Genomic DNA, 17339 nt, shown 5'->3' with positions numbered 1-17339 from the left:
CGCACTGTGAGCCGGCTCCCTCGCGGGGCCGGCTCACACGGTCACCGGGGAGCGGGCCCGGTGCTCTCACGCACTGTCAGTTCCGGTGCCAGCAGCTCGACTTCGTCGGTGCCGCGGCCGGACAGCTTGGCGACGACGTGCTCGACGGAGCGGCGGCCCATCTCCTGCGCAGGTATGGCGACGGAGGTCAGCCGCACCGATGCCTGGGTGGCCACCTGCTCGGGGCAGATCGCCACCACCGACACGTCCTCGGGGACGGCCCTGCCCTGCTGGCGCAGCAGGTTGAGCAGCGGCTCCACGGCCGCCTCGTTCTGGACGATGAAGCCCGTGGTGCCGGGGCGCTCGTCGAATATCCGGGACAGGGTCTGGGCCATCGCCGCGTATCCGCCCTCGCAGGGGCGGTGCAGGACGCGCACGCCGGTCTCCCGCGCCTTGGCGCGTACGCCGTCGACGGTCCGCTCGGCGAAGCCGGTGTGCCGCTCGTAGACCGCGGCGGCCTCGCCGATGACGGCGATCTCGCGGTGGCCGAGACCGGCGAGGTGTTCCACGCAGAGCGCGCCGGTCGCCTCGAAGTCGAGGTCCACGCAGGTCAGTCCGGTGGTGTCGGCGGGCAGGCCGATGAGGACGGCGGCCCGGTCGGTCTCGCGCAGCAGCGGAAGGCGCTCGTCGTGGAGTTCGACGTCCATCAGGATCATCGCGTCGGCCAGCGAGCTGCCGGCGATCCGGCGCACCGCCGCGGGCCCCTCCTCGCCGGTGAGGAGCAGGACGTCGTGGCCGTGGGTGCGGGCGGTGGTGGCGACCGCGATGGCGATCTCCATCATCACGGGCACGTACATGTCGGTGCGCAACGGCACCATCAGCGCGATGATGTTCGACCGGCTGCTGGCCAGCGCCCGGGCCCCGGCGTTGGGGTGGTAGCCGAGCTGCTGGATGCTCTGCTCGACCCGCTCGCGGGTGGCGACGGAGATGGAGCGCTTCCCGCTGAGGACGTAGCTCACCGTGCTCGCTGAGACTCCGGCGTGCTGCGCGACCTCGGCCAGGGTGACCATGCGCTCTCCCTCACGGTCAGATGTGGCGAAGCGCTTCGACTCCGCTCTCCCCACCCGTGACGTGGAGAGACAGCGCGAGCCTAGCCCTGCCATGACGGCATGTCCAGACCACTGTCGAAGCGCTTCGACACAGATGGCGGCGTCCGGCTACCGCAACGATATGCCCGCCGCCCGCCGCCCGGTCACACCGGCTCAGCGGTCGAGCAGGACCGGGAAGGACTCCATGTCGTTCTGCGTCATCACCGGGAGGTTGCGCAGCTCGGCGTCGGGGACCGCGAGGCGCAGGTCCGGGAAGCGCGCGAAGAGCGCCGGGAGGGCGATGCCCGCCTCGACCCGGGAGAGCGCGGCGCCCGGGCAGATGTGCGGGCCGTGCCCGAAGGTCATGTGCCGGATCGGGGTGGGCCGCGTGATGTCGAAGGCGTCGGCGTCCGGGCCGTGCTGCTCGGGGTCGCGGCCGATCACCCGGTACGAGATCACCACGCCCTCTCCCTTGGCGATGACGGCGTCGCCGACCTGGATGTCCTCGGTGGCGAACCGCATGAGCAGATGGGTGGTCGGGGTGTCCCAGCGCAGGGTCTCCTCGATCACGGTGTCCCAGGAGACCTCGCCGTCGAGGACCATCCGGAGCTGGTCGGGGTGGGCGAGCAGGGCGCGCACGGCGTTGAGGATGAGCCCGATCGTGGTCTCGTGCCCGGCGGCGACCATGGCCTTGAGGTTGCCGATGACCTCCTCCTCGGTCAGCGGCTCGCCGCCCTCCTCGGCCAGGATCAGCGCGGAGGTCAGGTCGTCGGTGGGGTGCGCGGTCTTCTCGCGCACGAGTCCGGCGTAGAAGACGTCCAGGTCGGCGAGGAGCGCGAGCCGCTCGTCCTGTGGGGTGAGCATGGAGAAGAACTTCTTGTACTGACGGGTCAGCATGGCGTTCTCCGCCGGGTCGACCCCCATCAGCATGCCGACGACCCGCATGGGCAGCGGCTGGGCGAACACCGACTTGAGGTCCACGACGGCGCCGTCCCGGCCGCCCTCCTCCAGCGCGTCCAGCAGTTCGGCGGTGAACTTCTCGATGTCGGGGCGCACCGCCTCCAGGCGGCGGGGCGTGAGTGCCTGGGAGGTCTTGGTGCGCAGCCTGCGGTGCTCCGCGCCGTCCACGGTGAACATGGACCGTCCGGCGTCGATCATGCCGATGAGCGGCCAGGCGTGCGTCACCTCGCCGCTCTGCCAGAGCCCCCAGGCGTCGATGTCCTTGACCAGGCGCGGGTCGACCAGGAGCCGCCGGGCGTCCGCGTGCCGGGTGAGGGTCCACGCGGGCACGCCGAGGAGTTCGATCCGGGCCAGCGGACCGGCCTCGCGCAGCCGTTCGGTCTCACCGTCGAGATCCCGGACCATGGGGTCGATGACGACGGTGGCACCCTGGTGGGCCGCGGCCTGGGCGGCATGGGGGCAGGTCACGAGAATTCTCCTGTCATGCGTACGGGGGTGAACCGGACGGGGAGCGTGGTGTTGCCGCGCAGGAAGGGGGACGACCGCCGCACGAGGTCCTCGACGGGGACGTCGAGCCGGAGGTCGGGCAGCCGGTCGAGCAGCACCTCGATGCCGGTCCTGGCGATGATCTCGGCGATCTCCTGGGCGGGGAAAGGGCACCGGTACTCGCCGTGGCTGAAGGCGAGGTGCGCGCCGTTGCCGCCCTGGGCGGGCCCCGTGCCGCCGGCGAGGCCCTGGCGGATCAGCGGATCGGTGTTGGCGGCGCCGAGCCCGAGGAGCAGCATGTCCCCGGCACGGATCCGCTGCCCGCCCAGCTGGGTGTCACGGACGGCCCAGCGGCCGGCCAGGATCTGGGTGGGGGTGTCCTCCCACAGGACCTCGTTCATGGCCTCGCCGATGCTGCGCCGGCCACCGGCCATGGAGTCGGCGAACTCGTCCTCGGTGAGCATCAGCCGGACGGAGTTGCTGATCCAGTCGGCGGTCGGCAGGTGCCCGGCGGCCGTGATGGCCATCAGGTCGAGCGTGTATTCCTCGTCGGTGAACGACTCGGGGTGGTCGAGCATCCGCGAGGTCACGTCGTCCCCCGGCTCGGCCCGCTTCGCGGCGAGCAGCCGCGCCATGTGCTCACCGAACCGCTGATGGGCACTCTGTGCGTCGGGACCGCCGTCCGCGAGGTCCTTCAGCACGCGCGCGATGGCGGCGCCCTCCTCGTCGGGGAATCCGACGAGCCGGGCGAGGACGAGCACGGGCAGCGGTTCGCAGAACTCGGCGACGAGGTCGGCGGTGCCCCGGGCGCACACCGCGTCGATGAGCCGGTCGGCGAGCTGCTCGCAGTGCTGCCGGATGCGGAAGGGGTCGGCGCCTTCGAGGGCGGGGGTGACCATGCGGGCGTGCCGCAGGTGCTCCTTGCCCGCGCTGAAGTAGATGGACGGCAGGGGCCGCCCGACCATCGGCAGCAGGGGCCAGTCGTCGGGGACGTTCGGCCACTGGTTCCACAGGCCGACGTCGCGCGGGAACAGCGCGCCGTCGCTGGTGACCCGGTGGAGCTCCCGGTAGCCGATGACCAGCCAGGCCGGGAAGCCGCCGAGCAGCTCGACGGGGACGACCGGCCCGTGCTCGCGGCGCATCGCGCGGTAGACGCTCTGGGGCTCGGCCTGGAAGCCGGGTCCCCAGAGCGGCACGGCACCGGCGTGTGCGGGGCAACCGGGAGGGGCGTCCGGGGACACCGGCGCGGACTCGGCCGGGGAAGGGCGCGTCATGAATCCTGACTCCTGTGGCGAACGACGGCACGCGTCAAGATCACGCGGTCAACTCTCGTTCACTATAAGGATTTTATGTGCCTCAGGACGGTCATTCACGATCAGTCCCGAACCGTGGACGGTCACCGCGACCGGCCCGCGTGGGGTCTCACCCGGTTCGCAGACCCGGATCGCTCACCCCGGGCACCCCCGTCTCGACGTGCCCGGCGAAGCGTCGGAGGAAGGTGTCGTCCGCGTCGCTCGTGACGGTGACGTCGTACCAGCGCCTGCTCCGGCGCAGGTCGAGCGTCTGCCGGACGGTCTGCCCCGGACGTACGGTGACCGTCCGCACCTCTCCCCCGTAGGCGGCGGCGCTGCGCAGGGTCAGCCGGACGGAGCCGGTGCCGGTGTGGGTGAGCGTGAGTTCGAGGCTTCCGTCAGCGGCAAGGTGACGAGCCGTCACTTCCGGCCCGGCGGCCTTGCCGGGGTTGCGGAACGAGCGCAGGAAGCCGTTCGGGCCGTGGACGGTGAGGTCGGTGACGCCCCGGGAGTACGCGGTGTTCCAGGTGTCCCCGACCGAGGCACCCGCGTGCGTGGTGTAGGTCCAGGGCCCGTCCGTGCGGTTGCCGGACGTCACGAGGAACTGCGCACCGGCCGCCGGTCCCGCGCCGAAGGTGAGCCGGAAGGTGCCTGCGGCCGGGTCGGCGGCGCCGTCCACCAGCGGCGCGTAGGGCAGCGGGCGGGTGGGGCGCGAGCCGCGCTCCTGCTTCGGGACCGCTCCGGTGGCGGGCGGGACGGGGACGTAGTCGGGGTGCCGGTCGCCGTCCGGGGGCTCGTAGGCGGCGGTGGGCGGAAGCGCGGGCGCGGCGGGGTCGGTGCGTCCGAAGTCGAAGGCGGAGGTGAGGTCGCCGCAGACGGCACGCCGCCAGGGCGAGATGTTCGGCTCGCGCACCCCGAAGCGCCGCTCCATGAACCGGATGACGGAGGTGTGGTCGAAGACCTCCGAGCAGGCGTAGCCGCCGGTGCTCCACGGCGACACCACGGTCATCGGCACCCGCTGGCCGAGCCCGTACGGACCCGCCGCGTAGCGCAGGTCGCCCGGGAAGTAGTCGGCGGCGGTGTCCACGGTGGACAGCCCCTGCGCGGGCCCCGACGGGACGTACGGCGGCACGACGTGGTCGAAGAACCCGTCGTTCTCGTCGTACGTGATGAAGAGGGCCGTACGCCCCCAGACCTCCGGGTCCGCGGTGAGCGCGTCCAGCACCTGCGCTATGTACCAGGCGCCGTAGTTCGCCGGCCAGTTGGGGTGCTCGCTGTACGCCTCGGGCGCCACGATCCAGGACACCGAGGGCAGCGTCCCGGCCGTGATGTCGGCCTTCAGGTCGTCCAGCAGACCGCCCCCGTTCTTCAGGTCGCTGCCGGTGCGGGCCTTGTCGTAGAGGGCGTCGCCGGGCTCGGCATCGCGGTAACTGTCGAAGTACAGCAGCGAGTTGTCACCGTAGGTGCCCCGGTAGGCGTCACCGATCCAGCCCCAGGACCCGGCGGCGTCGAGCCCGTCGCCGATGTCCTGGTACACCTTCCACGACACCCCGGCCTCCTCCAGCCGCTCCGGGTAGGTCGTCCAGCCGTATCCCCGCTCGTCGTTCCCCAGCTCGGGCCCGCCGCCCGCGCCGTCGTTGCCGGTGTAACCGCTCCACAGGTAGTAGCGGTTGGGGTCGGTCGAGCCGATGAACGAGCAGTGGTACGCGTCGCAGACGGTGAACGCGTCGGCGAGCGCGTAGTGGAAGGGAATGTCGTCCCGGGTGAGGTGGGCCATCGTGGTCGCCGTCTTGGCGGGCACCCACTGGTCGTAGGCCCCCTTGTTGAACGCCCGGTGACCGCCCGCCCAGTCGTGGTTCAGGTCCTGGAGGAACTGCATCCCGAGGGCGTCGGCGGGCGGCCGGAACGGCAGCACCTCCCGGCCGGCCGCGTCCGCCTGGTGCCACACCGGTTTACCGCTGGGCAGCGTGACGGGACGCGGGTCGCCGTAGCCCCGGACGCCCTTCATCGTCCCGAAGTAGTGGTCGAAGGAACGGTTCTCCTGCATCAGGACGACGATGTGCTCGACGTCCTCGATGGTCCCCGTGCGCCCCCGTGCCGGAAGGGACGCGGCGCGGGCGATGCTGCTCGACAGGGCGGTGAGGGCGACGGAGCCCCCGGCGAGCTTCAGGAGCCGGCGGCGGTCGATTTCTGCCATGGGTGGAAGCCTTCGCGGTGGGGGGATGTGGGGTGGAAAGCGACTGGAGTGTTCCAGACCCGGCGGCCTCCGCGTAAGGCCCTTGCAGTGTGCACGGAGTGACGCCGGGCGGAACAGTCGGCGAACCTACCCACCGGGGCCGTATCCATTCCCCGGACCACCCGGCAGACTGCCCGGACCGGGCAGGAACGCGTCCGCGGCTTTGCCGACTCCACGCCTGGCGGGCCCGCACCCGCTTCCCGGAAGCTGTGGTCGCAGCAGGCACCGCCGACAGGACGCGAGGGACGCCAGGTGGGACACAGACCCTTCTTCCGCTGGATCCTGGCCCTCGGCCTCCTGCTCGTCACCGGCTCGGCACTCGCGTACGCGGCCGCGCCGGGGATGCCGGAACTCCGTCAGCTCGACCTGACCGTGCTGAGCGAGAAGCGGGACGGGACGTGCACGGTGCGGTGGACGGACCCCTACGAGCACCGCGTGCGTGAGGGCGCGTACCAGTGCGACCCCGACCGTGATCCGATGCTGAAGGCTCCCTCGTACGACCCGGAGACCGGGCACGGCTGGACCTCCGGCTTCGTGGTCGCGGAAGGCCCGGACAAGGGCGAGCTGTACGCGCTGGGCCAGGACGACGAGGTCTACGACGCACGCATCGCGCTCTCCGACAGGCTGATCATGTTCGGGCTGCCCCTGCTGACGGTGGGCCTCGTCGGCGGGAACGTCCGCGCGGCGGCCCGGCTGGGCGGTGTCCGCCCGGGCTTGGTGGACCGCGCCTGGCGGCTGGCCGGAGCGGCGGCCGCGGTGGAGGAGGACCGCACCCGGGCCGTCGAGGCGGTGCGCGAGGCGTGGGCGTCACTGCGGGAGGAGCGGGTGCGCGAGGAGCTGGGCCGGGTGCCCGTGACCCGGCTGCGGGACGACGAGCGGCGCCGGTTCCGGACGAAGGAGTGGGAGAAGGCGGGCGTGCGCACCGTGCGCGATGTGCTCGACGCGGGCGTGTGGGAGCTGGGCGGACTGCCCGGCGTGGGACGGCTTACGGCGGAGCAGGCGGTCGCCGCCGCCACGCGGACCGCCGACACGGTCGGCGCGGACATCGTGGTCCGCCTCTCCGCCGACCGGTCCGGCCCCCGGACGACCGCCCTGGTCACCGCGCTGCACGTACTGGTGGCGGCCGGGCCGGAGGGGCGGGACGCGGCGGAGGCGGCCGAGGCGTTGGCCGCCCGCCTCGAACCACTGCTGGCGGACGCCGGCCCCGCGTCCGGCCGCGCGACCATGCTGCGGGCGGCCCCCGGGGAACGCCGCCGGGCCCGGTCCGCCGTGGCCGGGCTCCGGCAGGAGCTGGCGGCGGCGGAGCGCGACGGCCTGACCGCCCGCTTCGGGCAGACCTCGGTGGACCTGCTGCGGGCGCCGGACGGGGAACTGGACGCGCTGTCCGCCTGGACGGACTTCGAACAACGGCCCCGGGCCTACTACGACGTGCTCGCGGAGGTCACGCGCGGCACCGGTGCCGTGGACCGTCACCCGGCGGCGGGCTGAGCGGCGAGGTGTACGTGCCGCCCGTGGTGATCCCGGAGGCCGCCATGTGGTCGTACGCGGCCAGGACGAGGTCCTTGGTCCGGTAACTGCCGTACCGTGCCTCGTCCTTGCGCCGGACGATGGGGAAGGTGTCCAGGATGTACGCGGTGTCGGCGCGGCCGACCCCGTACAGGTGGAAGAAGAACGCGTCGAGCTCCGCCCTCATCTGGCGGCGGCGGGCCTCGTCCCAGCGGAACGGGCCGCCCGTATCGCCCAGGTCGGCTGCGAAGTGGGCCATGTCGTGTGCGGTGCAGGTGAGTTCGAGGACGCGCGGGGTCAGGAACTCCGCGTGGAGGTGGACGGTCTCCGGTGGCAGAACGGGGATCTGGCGGACGTAGAAGAAGTTGAGGTTGAGCCCCGCGGCCTTCTGGCGGGTGACGTAGTCGTAGACGAAGGAGTTGAAGTGGGCCACCAGGGCCGCGCTGTCACGTGCGCTCCTGGTGTGCAGCAGGAAGACGGAGTCGCCGATCGCCGCCGGGGGCAGGATCGCGGAGATCATGGTGCGCCGGTTGGTGGGGCTGCTGACGCGGAGGAAGGCGAGGCGGCCGGGCGGGGTGTGCGGTGGTGTGTCGGCGCGGTCCACCCAGCTGCCCGGGACGGCCAGGCGGGACGCGGAGGCCCAGGCGTCGGCCGTCAGATAGGCGGGCTGGTTCTGGCGCTTGACGGCGGTGGCGCTCTTGACCACGTCGGCCGCGCGGTGGTTGTAGGCGTCGACCATCTTGGCCTCGTACAGCGGGAGCATGACGCGGTCGCCGTTGACGAAGTGGTTTCCGGCCGCCTGCCAGCCGGTGGCCGTCAGCTCCTCGCGGGTGCGGAAGCGGTGCGAGTCGTTGGCCATGTGGAACATCGTGCCGAAGGCGACGCCCCACGGGTTGCCCTTCGGGTCACCCTCCCTGATCAGGACGGGGAGCCGTGCGTAGATGCCGAGGGTGATCTCGGCGTCGCGGCGGCTCCGGAAGACCGGGCAGGTGCCGGTGTTGGGGTTGAGGAGCGCGATCTCCTCGGGGGTGAGTGCGAACACCCGCCCCTCGTCACGGAGTTCTGCCGGGTCGCGGAGGAAGAAGGCGAACCGCGCGGCCGGTTCGCGGATCGCGCGGCCGGCCAGGGCCAGGATGCTGAACTTGAACGAGCGGTGGACGTCGGGGAAGACGGGCGCGGCGTTCTCGAAGTCGTACAGGGCGGCGAGCGCTCCCCCGTCGACCAGGTCCTTGAAGTAGAAGCGCGTCGTCGCGTCCGTGGCGATGCCCGTCGGAACGATCATGCCCATCCGGCCGCGCGGGCCGGTCAGCTCACGGCCCATCTCGGCGAACACGGCGTACGTGTTGATGTCGCCGCGCCCGGTGAGCGGATACCGTCCGCCGTCGCGCAGGAAGTGGCTCGTCCCCTCCGCCGTGCGCTTGGCCGCCTCGAACGCCGTGTGCAGGGCGGCCCGCTCCGGGGCCTCCTTCAGGGCCGCGATCAGGCGTTTGCGGGCGGCGGCCGTCCGGGCGGCGGCGATCTCCGCGTCGTGCTGGGCGAAGAACTCCTGCTCCTGGAGTTTGATGCGCTCCCAGGGCGGGTTGCCGAGGACGCAGTCGAAGCCGCCGGTGCCGTCCGGGCCGAAGACGTCCGGGAACTCCAGGTGCCAGTGGAAGAACCGGTAGTGGTCCCGCAGCCGCGCGATCTCCTCGTGGGTGGACCGCGGCGCGCCCGCCAGGTCGCGGAGGACCGCGTCGGTCACCGCGGGCGGGGCGTCCGCCGCCCTGCGCCACAAAAAAGCGGCGCACCAGGCGTCGGCGGCCGCCCGCCCGGGTGCGACGCCCCGGCCGCCGGAGGCCCCCCGCTCGGCCCGGTTCCGCTTCTTCAGGGCCCTGGCGTGCGCGCGGTCGTCGCCCGTCGTCGGGGTGAACGCCGCGTCCGGGACACCGCGCCGCAACAGCTCCGGCGCCGCACCGATCAGGGCGTTGCCGTGCTTGACGCGGGCGTCGAGGAACGTGAGCGGCCGCCCGGGCTCCGGGGCCTCCAGCCACAACGCCATCCTGGCCAGTTCGACGGCCATCGGGTCGAGGTCCACGCCGTGCACGCAGTGGGCGACGACCTCGCGGAGGGCGTCGCGGTACGGCTGCGCCCCGCGCACGTCCGCGAGGCGCCGGGCGATGCGGCGGGCCGCCGCCACCAGGAAGTGGCCGGAGCCGCAGGCCGGGTCGCAGACGGTGAGGGCGAGCAGTTCCCGGGCGGCGGCCTCGCCCGGGTCGGCGGCTCCCGACGCCCCGGCGCGTGCGACGGCGGCGTCGATGACCGGATCGAGGGCGGCGTCCAGCAGGCACTCCACGAGGGCGGCCGGGGTGTAGTAGGAGCCCGAAGTCTTACGGGCGTTGCCGGGGAGCCCGACCAGCGTGAAGGCCCGGTCCGCCGCGTCGATCCGGGGGACGAGCTGGAGCAGCGACTCGTGGACCGAGCCCAGTTCCTCCGCTTCGAGGTGCCCGAAGTCGACCGGACGGGCCCGCCGGGTGCCCGGGTCCGGGGCCTCGGTCAGCCGGCGCACCGCGCTCAGCAGGTCCTCGTCGGCGAGGGCGAGCCCGTGCAGCGGGGCATCGGCCTCCGTGGGGGCGAAGATGCCGCGGAGGCCGGGCAGGCCGAGGCTCGGGTCCCCGTCCGCGCTGCCGAGGGCGTCGAGTACGGTGCGCAGCGCCGCGTAGAGCTCGCTGTCCTCGGCGGAGCCGCGCGCGCTGGCGCGGAGGCGGGCCGTCGAGAAGCGCTCCGCGTACCGCGCCCTGGCGCGGGCGGTCGCGTCCGGGGACAGCAGGGCGTCGCGGTCCTCGGTGACGAAGAGGAAGAGCAGCCGGAAGACGAGGCGCAGCAGGGCGTTGTGCAGGGCGGCGGCGTCCGCGTTCGCGCGCAGGGCGGTGTTGGCGGGGTGGCGCAGGAACCCGGTGCCGAGGGTGGTGAGCGCGGCGCGTACCCCCTTGCGGAGCCGGTCCGGGTTCCGGCTGCTGGGAAGGTCGGACATCAGGCGGGCTTCCCGGCGGTGACGGTGGGGAGCGGAGACGGGAGCGAAATCGTATCCGAGGCGCTCGGCGTCCGGGACGCCGCTCGCCCGGCGTTGGCTATCCTGACGACCGTTGCGGATGCGGCGACAGGGGCCGGGGGGCCACGGGCGCGGACGGCGTGCCCGGCGAGGGGAGAGTCACGTGCAGGGTGCCGCGAGCCGGGGGTCGGCCAGGAAGGCCGAGCAGGCGTGGAACCAGGGGGTGGCCCTCATGCGGCAGGGCGACAACGCGGGGGCCGCCGCGCAGTTCGCGCTCGCCACGCACCACGACCCGAGTGCCGCCGACGCCTGGCTGGGGCTGCATGTGACCGGCACGGACCAGAAGGCGGCGCTGGACGGCATGCTGCGCGGTTCGGCGCAGTTCGGGGCCCTGCGGTCGAAGTACCAGGCGCCGTTCCGGTCCACCTTCCAGATCGGCCACTACGTCACGTTCCGGCTGGAGAACGCCCGCGATCTGTGGCTGGCGGCCATGTCGGCGTTCCTGGACGACCGGCGGCTCGAAGAGGCGTGGAAGGGGCTCTCCACGGCGCTGCTGGACTGCGACGAGACCCGGTTCGTCTGCACCCGGTACGCGTTCCTGAAGGAGGACTGGCCGCTCGTCCTGAAGTTCGCGCCGGGGATCGGTGACGCCTTCCTGCGCGACGAGGCGCAGTTGTACGTGGGCGGGGCGCTGTTCGCGCAGGGGGTCTGCCACGAGTCGCTGAATGTGCTGTCCGCGCTGCCGGGGAGGCTGGAGGCGGGCAGCAGGTTCGACGCCGAGGTGAAGTACTTCATGGGGCGGTCGCTGGAGGCGCTGGGCCGCGAGGAGGAGGCGCTGAAGCGGTACCAGTACGCGTTCCGGTGCGCACCCGACCTGCTCGACGTGGAAGCACGCGCCCAGGCACGCCCGGTGAGCAGGCCCGCCCCGGCGCCTGCCGCCCCGGTCGCGGCGACAGCGGGCGGGGGCCCGTCCCGGGCCGGGTCCGGTGGCGACGGCGCGGGCGACGGCGGGCTGTCCGCCGACGAGCGGGCCCGGGTGCTCGCCGAGGCACAGAGCGCGCTCGACGCCATGATCGGGTTGCAGCCGGTGAAGCGCCAGGTGCTGACGCTGCTCGCACAGTTGCGGATGTCCGCGCTGCGCGAGGAGCAGGGCCTGCCCGGCGGGGCCCGGCCCCGGCACTTCGTCTTCGCGGGGCCGCCCGGCACCGGCAAGACGACCGTGGCCCGCATCATCGGCCAGGTCTTCGCCGGGCTCGGGCTGCTGAGTTCGGGGCATGTGGTGGAGGCCCAGCGCGCCGACCTGGTCGGGCAGCACCTGGGGTCGACGGCCCTCAAGACGAACGAGGTCATCGACTCGGCGCTGAACGGGGTGCTGTTCATCGACGAGGCGTACGCGCTGTACAACACCGGGACGAGCGGCGGCGACGCCTTCGGCAAGGAGGCGCTTCAGGTGCTGCTGAAGCGGGCCGAGGACGACCGGGACCGGCTCGTCGTGGTGCTCGCCGGATACCGGGACGAGATGTCGGGGCTGCTCGCCACCAACCCCGGACTGGTCTCCCGGTTCAACACCCGGGTCGACTTCCCCTCGTACTCCGCGGAGGAACTGGTCCTGATCGCCCGGTCGGTGCTGGCCTCGCAGGGCGACGAGCCGGACGCGGGCGCGCTCGACGTCCTGAACTCGCTGTGCACGGCGATCGTGGACGGCGGAAAGGCCGACCTGGTGGGCAACGCCCGGTTCGCCCGCGAGCTGTGCGCGAAGGCGTCGGCGCAGCGCGATCTGCGGCTGTACTCCGCGCACACCGACTCCACCCCGACCCGGGAGGAGATGGTCACCGTCCTCGCCTGGGACATCGTCGCCGCGCACGACGAGCTGATGGAGGCGCACCGGGACGCGGGCACGGCATAGGGCCTGTCTACGATCGATCGCGTGTGCGCACATGTGATCGTTGCCGAAGACGACGAGAACCAGGCCGAACTCCTCCGCCGCTATCTCGAACGCGAGGGCCACCGGGTGACCGTCGCGCCCGACGGCCTCGCGGCGCTCGACGCGGTCCGGCACCGGGAGCCCGATCTGCTGGTCCTCGACGTGATGATGCCCCGCGCCGACGGCCTCGACGTCGTACGCGTGCTGCGCGCGGAGCACCGGGAGCTGCCGGTGCTGATGCTCACGGCCCGCACCACGGAGGACGATCTGCTGCTCGGACTCGATCTGGGCGCCGACGACTACATGACCAAGCCGTACAGCCCGCGTGAGCTGATGGCCCGGGTGCGCACGCTGCTGCGCCGCAGCCGTCGGGGCGCGGGCGGCGGGCCGGAGGACGCCGGGGTGCTGCGGGTGGGGGCGCTGGTGGTCGATCCGGTCCGGCACGTGGTGACGGTGGAGGGGCGGCCCGTGGAGTGCACCCCGGGTGAGTTCCGCATCCTGGCCGCGCTCGCCGCCGAGCCGGACCGGGTGTTCTCCCGGCAGCAGCTCCTCGGCGAACTGCACGGCTTCGACCGCTACATCAGCGACCGGACCGTCGACGTGCATGTGATGAACCTGCGCAAGAAGATCGAACCGGCCCCGCGCCGGCCCGTCCGGCTGCTCACCGTCTTCGGGGTCGGCTACAAGCTGACGGATCCGGCGAAGGCGGCGGCCCGTGCGGCGACTTCGTAGCGTGCGCCGCTCCCCCGGTGCCGGTGCGCGGCGGACCGTACCCCTGCGCAAGAGCCTGTTCGCCCGGCTCCTCGCGGTCTCCGCGCTGGTCGCGGCCTGTTCGGTGGCGGCGACCGCCTGGCTCGCCGTGCAGACGACCTCGGGGGCGATCCGGCAGGAGCAGGGGCAGAATCTGGCCGCCGATGCCCGGATCTACCACCGGCTGCTCGGTTACGCGGCGGCTCATCCGACCTGGGACGGTGTCGGGGCCACGGTGCGCGAGCTCGCGGAGCAGTCCGGGCGGCGGATCGCGCTGACCACCCAGGGCCGCGCCCCGCTGGCCGACTCGGCGGCCCCGGGCGCGGCGGCGCTCCCGGCCCAGGCGTCGGCGGTGGTCGATCCGCTGTCCGTGGACACCGCGCTGTCGACGGGGGCCGGGGCGACGGGCGGCACCACCACGGACCGCGTCGACCCGCGCGCGGTGGGGCCGTTCCGGCTGCCCGCTGCGGAGCGGACCCGGCTGCGGAGGACCGCGGACCGAGGTGTGGCCTGCCTGGGCGACTTCGGGATCGCCGCCGATGTGGTGGCCGGGGCGAGCGGGCGCCCGCTGATCCAGGTGGTGGGCGGCAACGAGCCGGAACGCATCCGGGGCACCGGCTGCGCCGTGGACGCGCTGGACACCCCCACGGCCACGGAGCGGAAGGCGCTGAAGGCGCTCAACCAACTGGCCGACGCCTGTCTGGAGCGCCAGGGCCGCGACGGAGTCCACCTCAGCCTGGGCCTGTCGTGGGGTCAGGCCGCCGAACCCGTTCCGGCGGAGGCGGTGCCGGTGCCCGCGGCGCCGATGGCCACGATGCCGCCGACCGCCGAGCCGAGCGCGGTCCCGACCGAGATGCCCCGCACGCAGCCTCGTGAAGAGCCCAGCGCGGTGCCGGGCCCGGGCGACCAGCAGGCGGCGGCCACCAGCGAGAACGACCGGGCCGTCGCCTCCTGCGTGGGCACGGCCCGCCGGGAGCAGCTGAGTTCGTACGTGGCCTCGCCCGCCCTGCTCTTCATCGGCGACCCGGGTGGCGCGACCGTGCCCGGCTTCGACCTCTCCCCGGCGAACACCGCGCGGATCGCGGGCGCGGCGGCCCTGGTGCTGGCCCTGACCGTGGGCACGTCGGTGCTCGTCGGCGCCCGCCTCGTACGCCCGCTGCGGGCGCTGACGGGGGCCGCCCAGCGGATGCGTGACGGGGAGGACGGCGCGCCGGTGGTGGTGGCCGCGGACAACGAGATCGGGCGCCTCGCCGCCACGTTCAACGACATGTCCGCCCACCGCGCCCGCCTGGAGGCGCAGCGCAAGGCCATGGTCAGCGACGTGGCCCACGAACTGCGCACCCCGCTCAGCAACATCCGGGGCTGGCTGGAGGCGGCGCAGGACGGGGTGGCCGACCCGGACCCGGACTTCATCGCCTTCCTGCACACGGAGGCGGTCCAGCTCCAGCACATCATCGACGACCTCCAGGACCTGGCGCAGGCGGACGCGGGCGCGCTGCGGCTGCACCCCGAACCGGTGGACGTGGCCGAGCTGTTGGGGCAGGTCGCCGCCGCGCACCAGGCCCGGGCGGACGCGGCGGACGTCGCGCTGGGCGTCCGGCCGCCGGACCGCCCGCTGCCGCCGCTGACGGCCGACCCGGTCCGGCTGCGCCAGGCGGTGGGGAACCTGGTGTCGAACGCGGTGCGTCACACCCCGGCGGGCGGGACGGTGACGCTGCGGGCGTACGGCTCCGCGGACGGGGACGCGGTGCTGGTGGACGTCGCCGACACGGGCAGCGGCATCCCGGCCGACGACCTGGCCCGGGTCTTCGACCGCTTCTGGCGCGGCGAGAAGTCCCGGTCCCGGCGGACGGGCGGCAGCGGGCTCGGGCTGGCGATCGTGCGGAAGCTGGCGGAGGCGCACGGCGGTACGGCGACGGCGGTGAGCACTCCGGGCGAGGGGGCGGTGTTCACGCTCCGCCTCCCGGCGGGCGAAGCGGCCCCTGGTGCTCCGGACGACCCTGATGCGATGAACACAACGATCTGACAGCTTCCTCACAACTTGGCGCGAGCCTGTCCGCATGCCTCGCGCCGCGGTGCGCATCCGCACCGCGGCCGCCCCTGAGGCCCATCCGGATCGGAGCCCTGCCCATGCCCCTGCGCACCACCCTGCGTACCGCCCTCCTCGCCGCCGTCGCGGCCGGTGCGGTCTGCGTACCGGCCACCGCGGCCTTCGCCGACTCCTCGGCCGAGCCGTCGGCCGCGGCGACCGAGCCGTCGACGGCGCAGTCCGCCGAGCCGACCGAGGCGCCGTCCGCCGAACCCTCCACCGTGCCCTCGGCCGAGCCGACGGAGGCGCCCTCGGCGGTCCCGTCCGAGGCGCCGCGCGGCGGCGTCGCCGCCGGTGAGCAGCCCGCCGGTGCGGGCAGCGGCACAACCGTCCTCGCGGGCTCGGCGGCCGCCGCGCTGCTGCTCGGCGGCGCCGGAACGTTCGTCGTGCGCCGCCGCACCGCCCGCCGCGACGGCTGACCCGTCCCGCACCCGATGAGCCGCAGTGGCGCCGCCCTTACGAACCGGGCGGCGCCACTGCCGTACGTACGACCCCTGGAGCCCTGTCCCATGCCCCGCACCACCCGTCCGCTCGCCGCGGCCCTGACCCTCGCCGCGCTCGCCGCCCTGACCGGCTGCTCCGGCGACCCCGCCCCGCAGCCCTCGAAGGCCCCCGCGTCGGCGGCGGCCCCCGAGGCACCCGCCCCCAGCACCACTGCCACCGCCGAGCCGCCCGCCCACGTCTCCATCCCGTCCCTGGGCGTGGACAGCGACATCATGCGCCTCGGCCTCAATCCGGACCGCACGGTCGAGGTGCCGCCGGCCGACAAGGGGATGACGACCGGCTGGTACACGGGCAGCGCGGTGCCCGGCGAGCCCGGCGCGGCGGTGCTGATCGGCCACAACGACACCCGCTTCGGCCGGGCCGTCTTCCACGACCTGAAGAAGATCGCCAAGGGCGCGGAGATCGTGGTCCGGAACGCCCGGGGCAAGGACGCCCGCTTCGAGGTCACCGCCCTGGAGACGGTGAGCAAGAACGCCTTCCCGACGGCCCGCGTCTACGGCCGCACCACGGAGCGCGCCCTGCGCCTCATCACCTGCGACGGCGCCTTCGACACGGCCGGGCACCCGGTGGACAACCTGATCGTGTACGCGAAGCGGAAGTAGGCGGGCGCTACCGGCCCCCGCGCTTCGCCAGCCGCTGCCGCCGTGCCTCGTACAGCACGATCGACGCCGCGTTCGACGCGTTGAGGGAGCTCGCCGAGCCCGTCATCGGGATGCTGATGACGTGGTCGCAGCGGTCGCGCCAGGCGGTGCTGAGGCCCGCCGTCTCGTTGCCGATGAGCAGCAGGACGGGCTGGGTGAGGTCGAACTCCGAGGCGTCGCACTCGCCGTCCTCGTCGGTGCCGACGACGACCACGGGGCGCCCCCGGTCGCGCTCCGCGTCCAGCCAGGCGCCGACCTCGTGGTGGGAGGGGGTGCGGACGACGGGGAGGGCGAAGAAGGAGCCGGTCGTCGCGCGGACCGCCTTCGGGTCGTACGGGTCGGCAGCGTGCCCGGTCACGATGAGGCCGCGGGCGCCGAAGGCGTCGGCGGAGCGGATGATGCTGCCGATGTTGCCGGGCTGCGTCGGGCGGTCGAAGACGAGGCCGAGGAAGTCCTCGTCGACGCGGAGGCGGCTCAGGTCGTCCGGCTCCATCCCGACCACGGCCAGGACCTCGGGGGCGCCCTCCGCCTTCTCGCTCAGCTCGGCGAGCAGGTCGGGGGCCATGGCGATGCGTTCCGTGGTGATCCCGCGCACCAGTTCCTCCGCCCAGCGGGAGAGCGGCCGGCTCGCGTCGTACAGGAGGGAGCGGATCGTCCAGCCGTGCTCGACGGCCATGGTGATCGGCCGGACGCCCTGGACGATGAACTCGCGGGCGCGGCCGCGCTTGGTCCGGTTGGTGAGCAGCGTCTGGAACTGCTGAAAGCGGGCATTGCGGGTGGTGATCCGCTGCACAGCCACCGGGGCTCCTCCAAGGGGTGATCGGCTCCTCCGGGGGCGGCACGGGGGCCGTCCCGG

General features: G+C 73.5%; 12 protein-coding genes. 6 read left to right on the top strand and 6 right to left on the bottom strand.

Annotated features, from left to right (window positions below):
• Window positions 1-41: 41 nt before the first annotated feature.
• The 4 genes from ACZ6C6_RS28700 to ACZ6C6_RS28685 form a co-directional block, all read right to left on the bottom strand.
• Window positions 42-1049, bottom strand: a complete 1008-nt coding sequence (locus ACZ6C6_RS28700; RefSeq protein ID WP_469206765.1) for a LacI family DNA-binding transcriptional regulator — start codon at window positions 1047-1049, stop codon at window positions 42-44.
• 192 nt (window positions 1050-1241) lie between these two features.
• Window positions 1242-2495: a cytochrome P450 family protein gene (locus ACZ6C6_RS28695; protein ID WP_469206763.1), complete on the bottom strand. Its 1254-nt coding sequence runs from the start codon at window positions 2493-2495 to the stop codon at window positions 1242-1244.
• Window positions 2492-3787, bottom strand: a complete 1296-nt coding sequence (locus tag ACZ6C6_RS28690; protein WP_469206761.1) for a cytochrome P450 — start codon at window positions 3785-3787, stop codon at window positions 2492-2494. Before ACZ6C6_RS28690 ends, ACZ6C6_RS28695 begins: the two co-directional genes overlap by 4 nt.
• 148 nt (window positions 3788-3935) lie before the next feature.
• Window positions 3936-6002: a phosphocholine-specific phospholipase C gene (locus tag ACZ6C6_RS28685; protein ID WP_469206759.1), complete on the bottom strand. Its 2067-nt coding sequence runs from the start codon at window positions 6000-6002 to the stop codon at window positions 3936-3938.
• A 291-nt stretch (window positions 6003-6293) separates the two neighbouring features.
• On the opposite strand from ACZ6C6_RS28685, the gene ACZ6C6_RS28680 reads away from it, so the two are divergent.
• Window positions 6294-7529 carry a hypothetical protein gene (locus ACZ6C6_RS28680; RefSeq protein WP_469206757.1) on the top strand — a complete coding sequence of 412 codons (1236 nt, stop codon included), beginning with the start codon at window positions 6294-6296 and terminating at the stop codon, window positions 7527-7529.
• Here ACZ6C6_RS28680 and ACZ6C6_RS28675 read toward each other — a convergent pair.
• Window positions 7483-10557, bottom strand: coding sequence for an Eco57I restriction-modification methylase domain-containing protein (locus tag ACZ6C6_RS28675; RefSeq protein WP_469206755.1), 3075 nt, complete (start codon window positions 10555-10557; stop codon window positions 7483-7485). The genes ACZ6C6_RS28680 and ACZ6C6_RS28675 overlap by 47 nt on opposite strands.
• A 181-nt stretch (window positions 10558-10738) precedes the next feature.
• Here ACZ6C6_RS28675 and ACZ6C6_RS28670 point away from each other — a divergent pair, with 181 nt between their 5' ends.
• The 5 genes from ACZ6C6_RS28670 (at window position 10739) to ACZ6C6_RS28650 (ending at window position 16444) form a co-directional block, all read left to right on the top strand.
• Window positions 10739-12481 (top strand): AAA family ATPase, encoded by a 1743-nt coding sequence (locus ACZ6C6_RS28670; RefSeq protein ID WP_469206753.1) that lies wholly within the window; start codon window positions 10739-10741, stop codon window positions 12479-12481.
• A 21-nt stretch (window positions 12482-12502) separates the two neighbouring features.
• Window positions 12503-13231: a response regulator transcription factor gene (locus ACZ6C6_RS28665; RefSeq protein ID WP_469206751.1), complete on the top strand. Its 729-nt coding sequence runs from the start codon at window positions 12503-12505 to the stop codon at window positions 13229-13231.
• Window position 13232: 1 nt separating this feature from the next.
• Window positions 13233-15275: a sensor histidine kinase gene (locus tag ACZ6C6_RS28660; protein WP_469206910.1), complete on the top strand. Its 2043-nt coding sequence runs from the start codon at window positions 13233-13235 to the stop codon at window positions 15273-15275.
• 104 nt (window positions 15276-15379) lie between these two features.
• On the top strand, window positions 15380-15757 hold the full coding sequence (locus ACZ6C6_RS28655; protein WP_469206749.1) for a sortase-dependent protein: 378 nt from the start codon (window positions 15380-15382) through the stop codon (window positions 15755-15757).
• A 90-nt stretch (window positions 15758-15847) separates the two neighbouring features.
• Entirely contained in the window at window positions 15848-16444 is a 597-nt protein-coding gene (locus ACZ6C6_RS28650) for a class F sortase (RefSeq protein ID WP_469206747.1), read from the top strand.
• Window positions 16445-16451: 7 nt separating this feature from the next.
• On the opposite strand, the gene ACZ6C6_RS28645 is transcribed toward ACZ6C6_RS28650, so the two are convergent.
• On the bottom strand, window positions 16452-17276 hold the full coding sequence (locus ACZ6C6_RS28645; RefSeq protein ID WP_469206908.1) for a TrmH family RNA methyltransferase: 825 nt from the start codon (window positions 17274-17276) through the stop codon (window positions 16452-16454).
• Window positions 17277-17339: the final 63 nt, after the last annotated feature.

This window comes from Streptomyces sp. NPDC041814 (assembly GCF_055590565.1).
The sequence above is the reverse complement of the archived record's forward strand: the minus strand, read 5'-3'. Positions and strand labels throughout refer to the sequence as shown.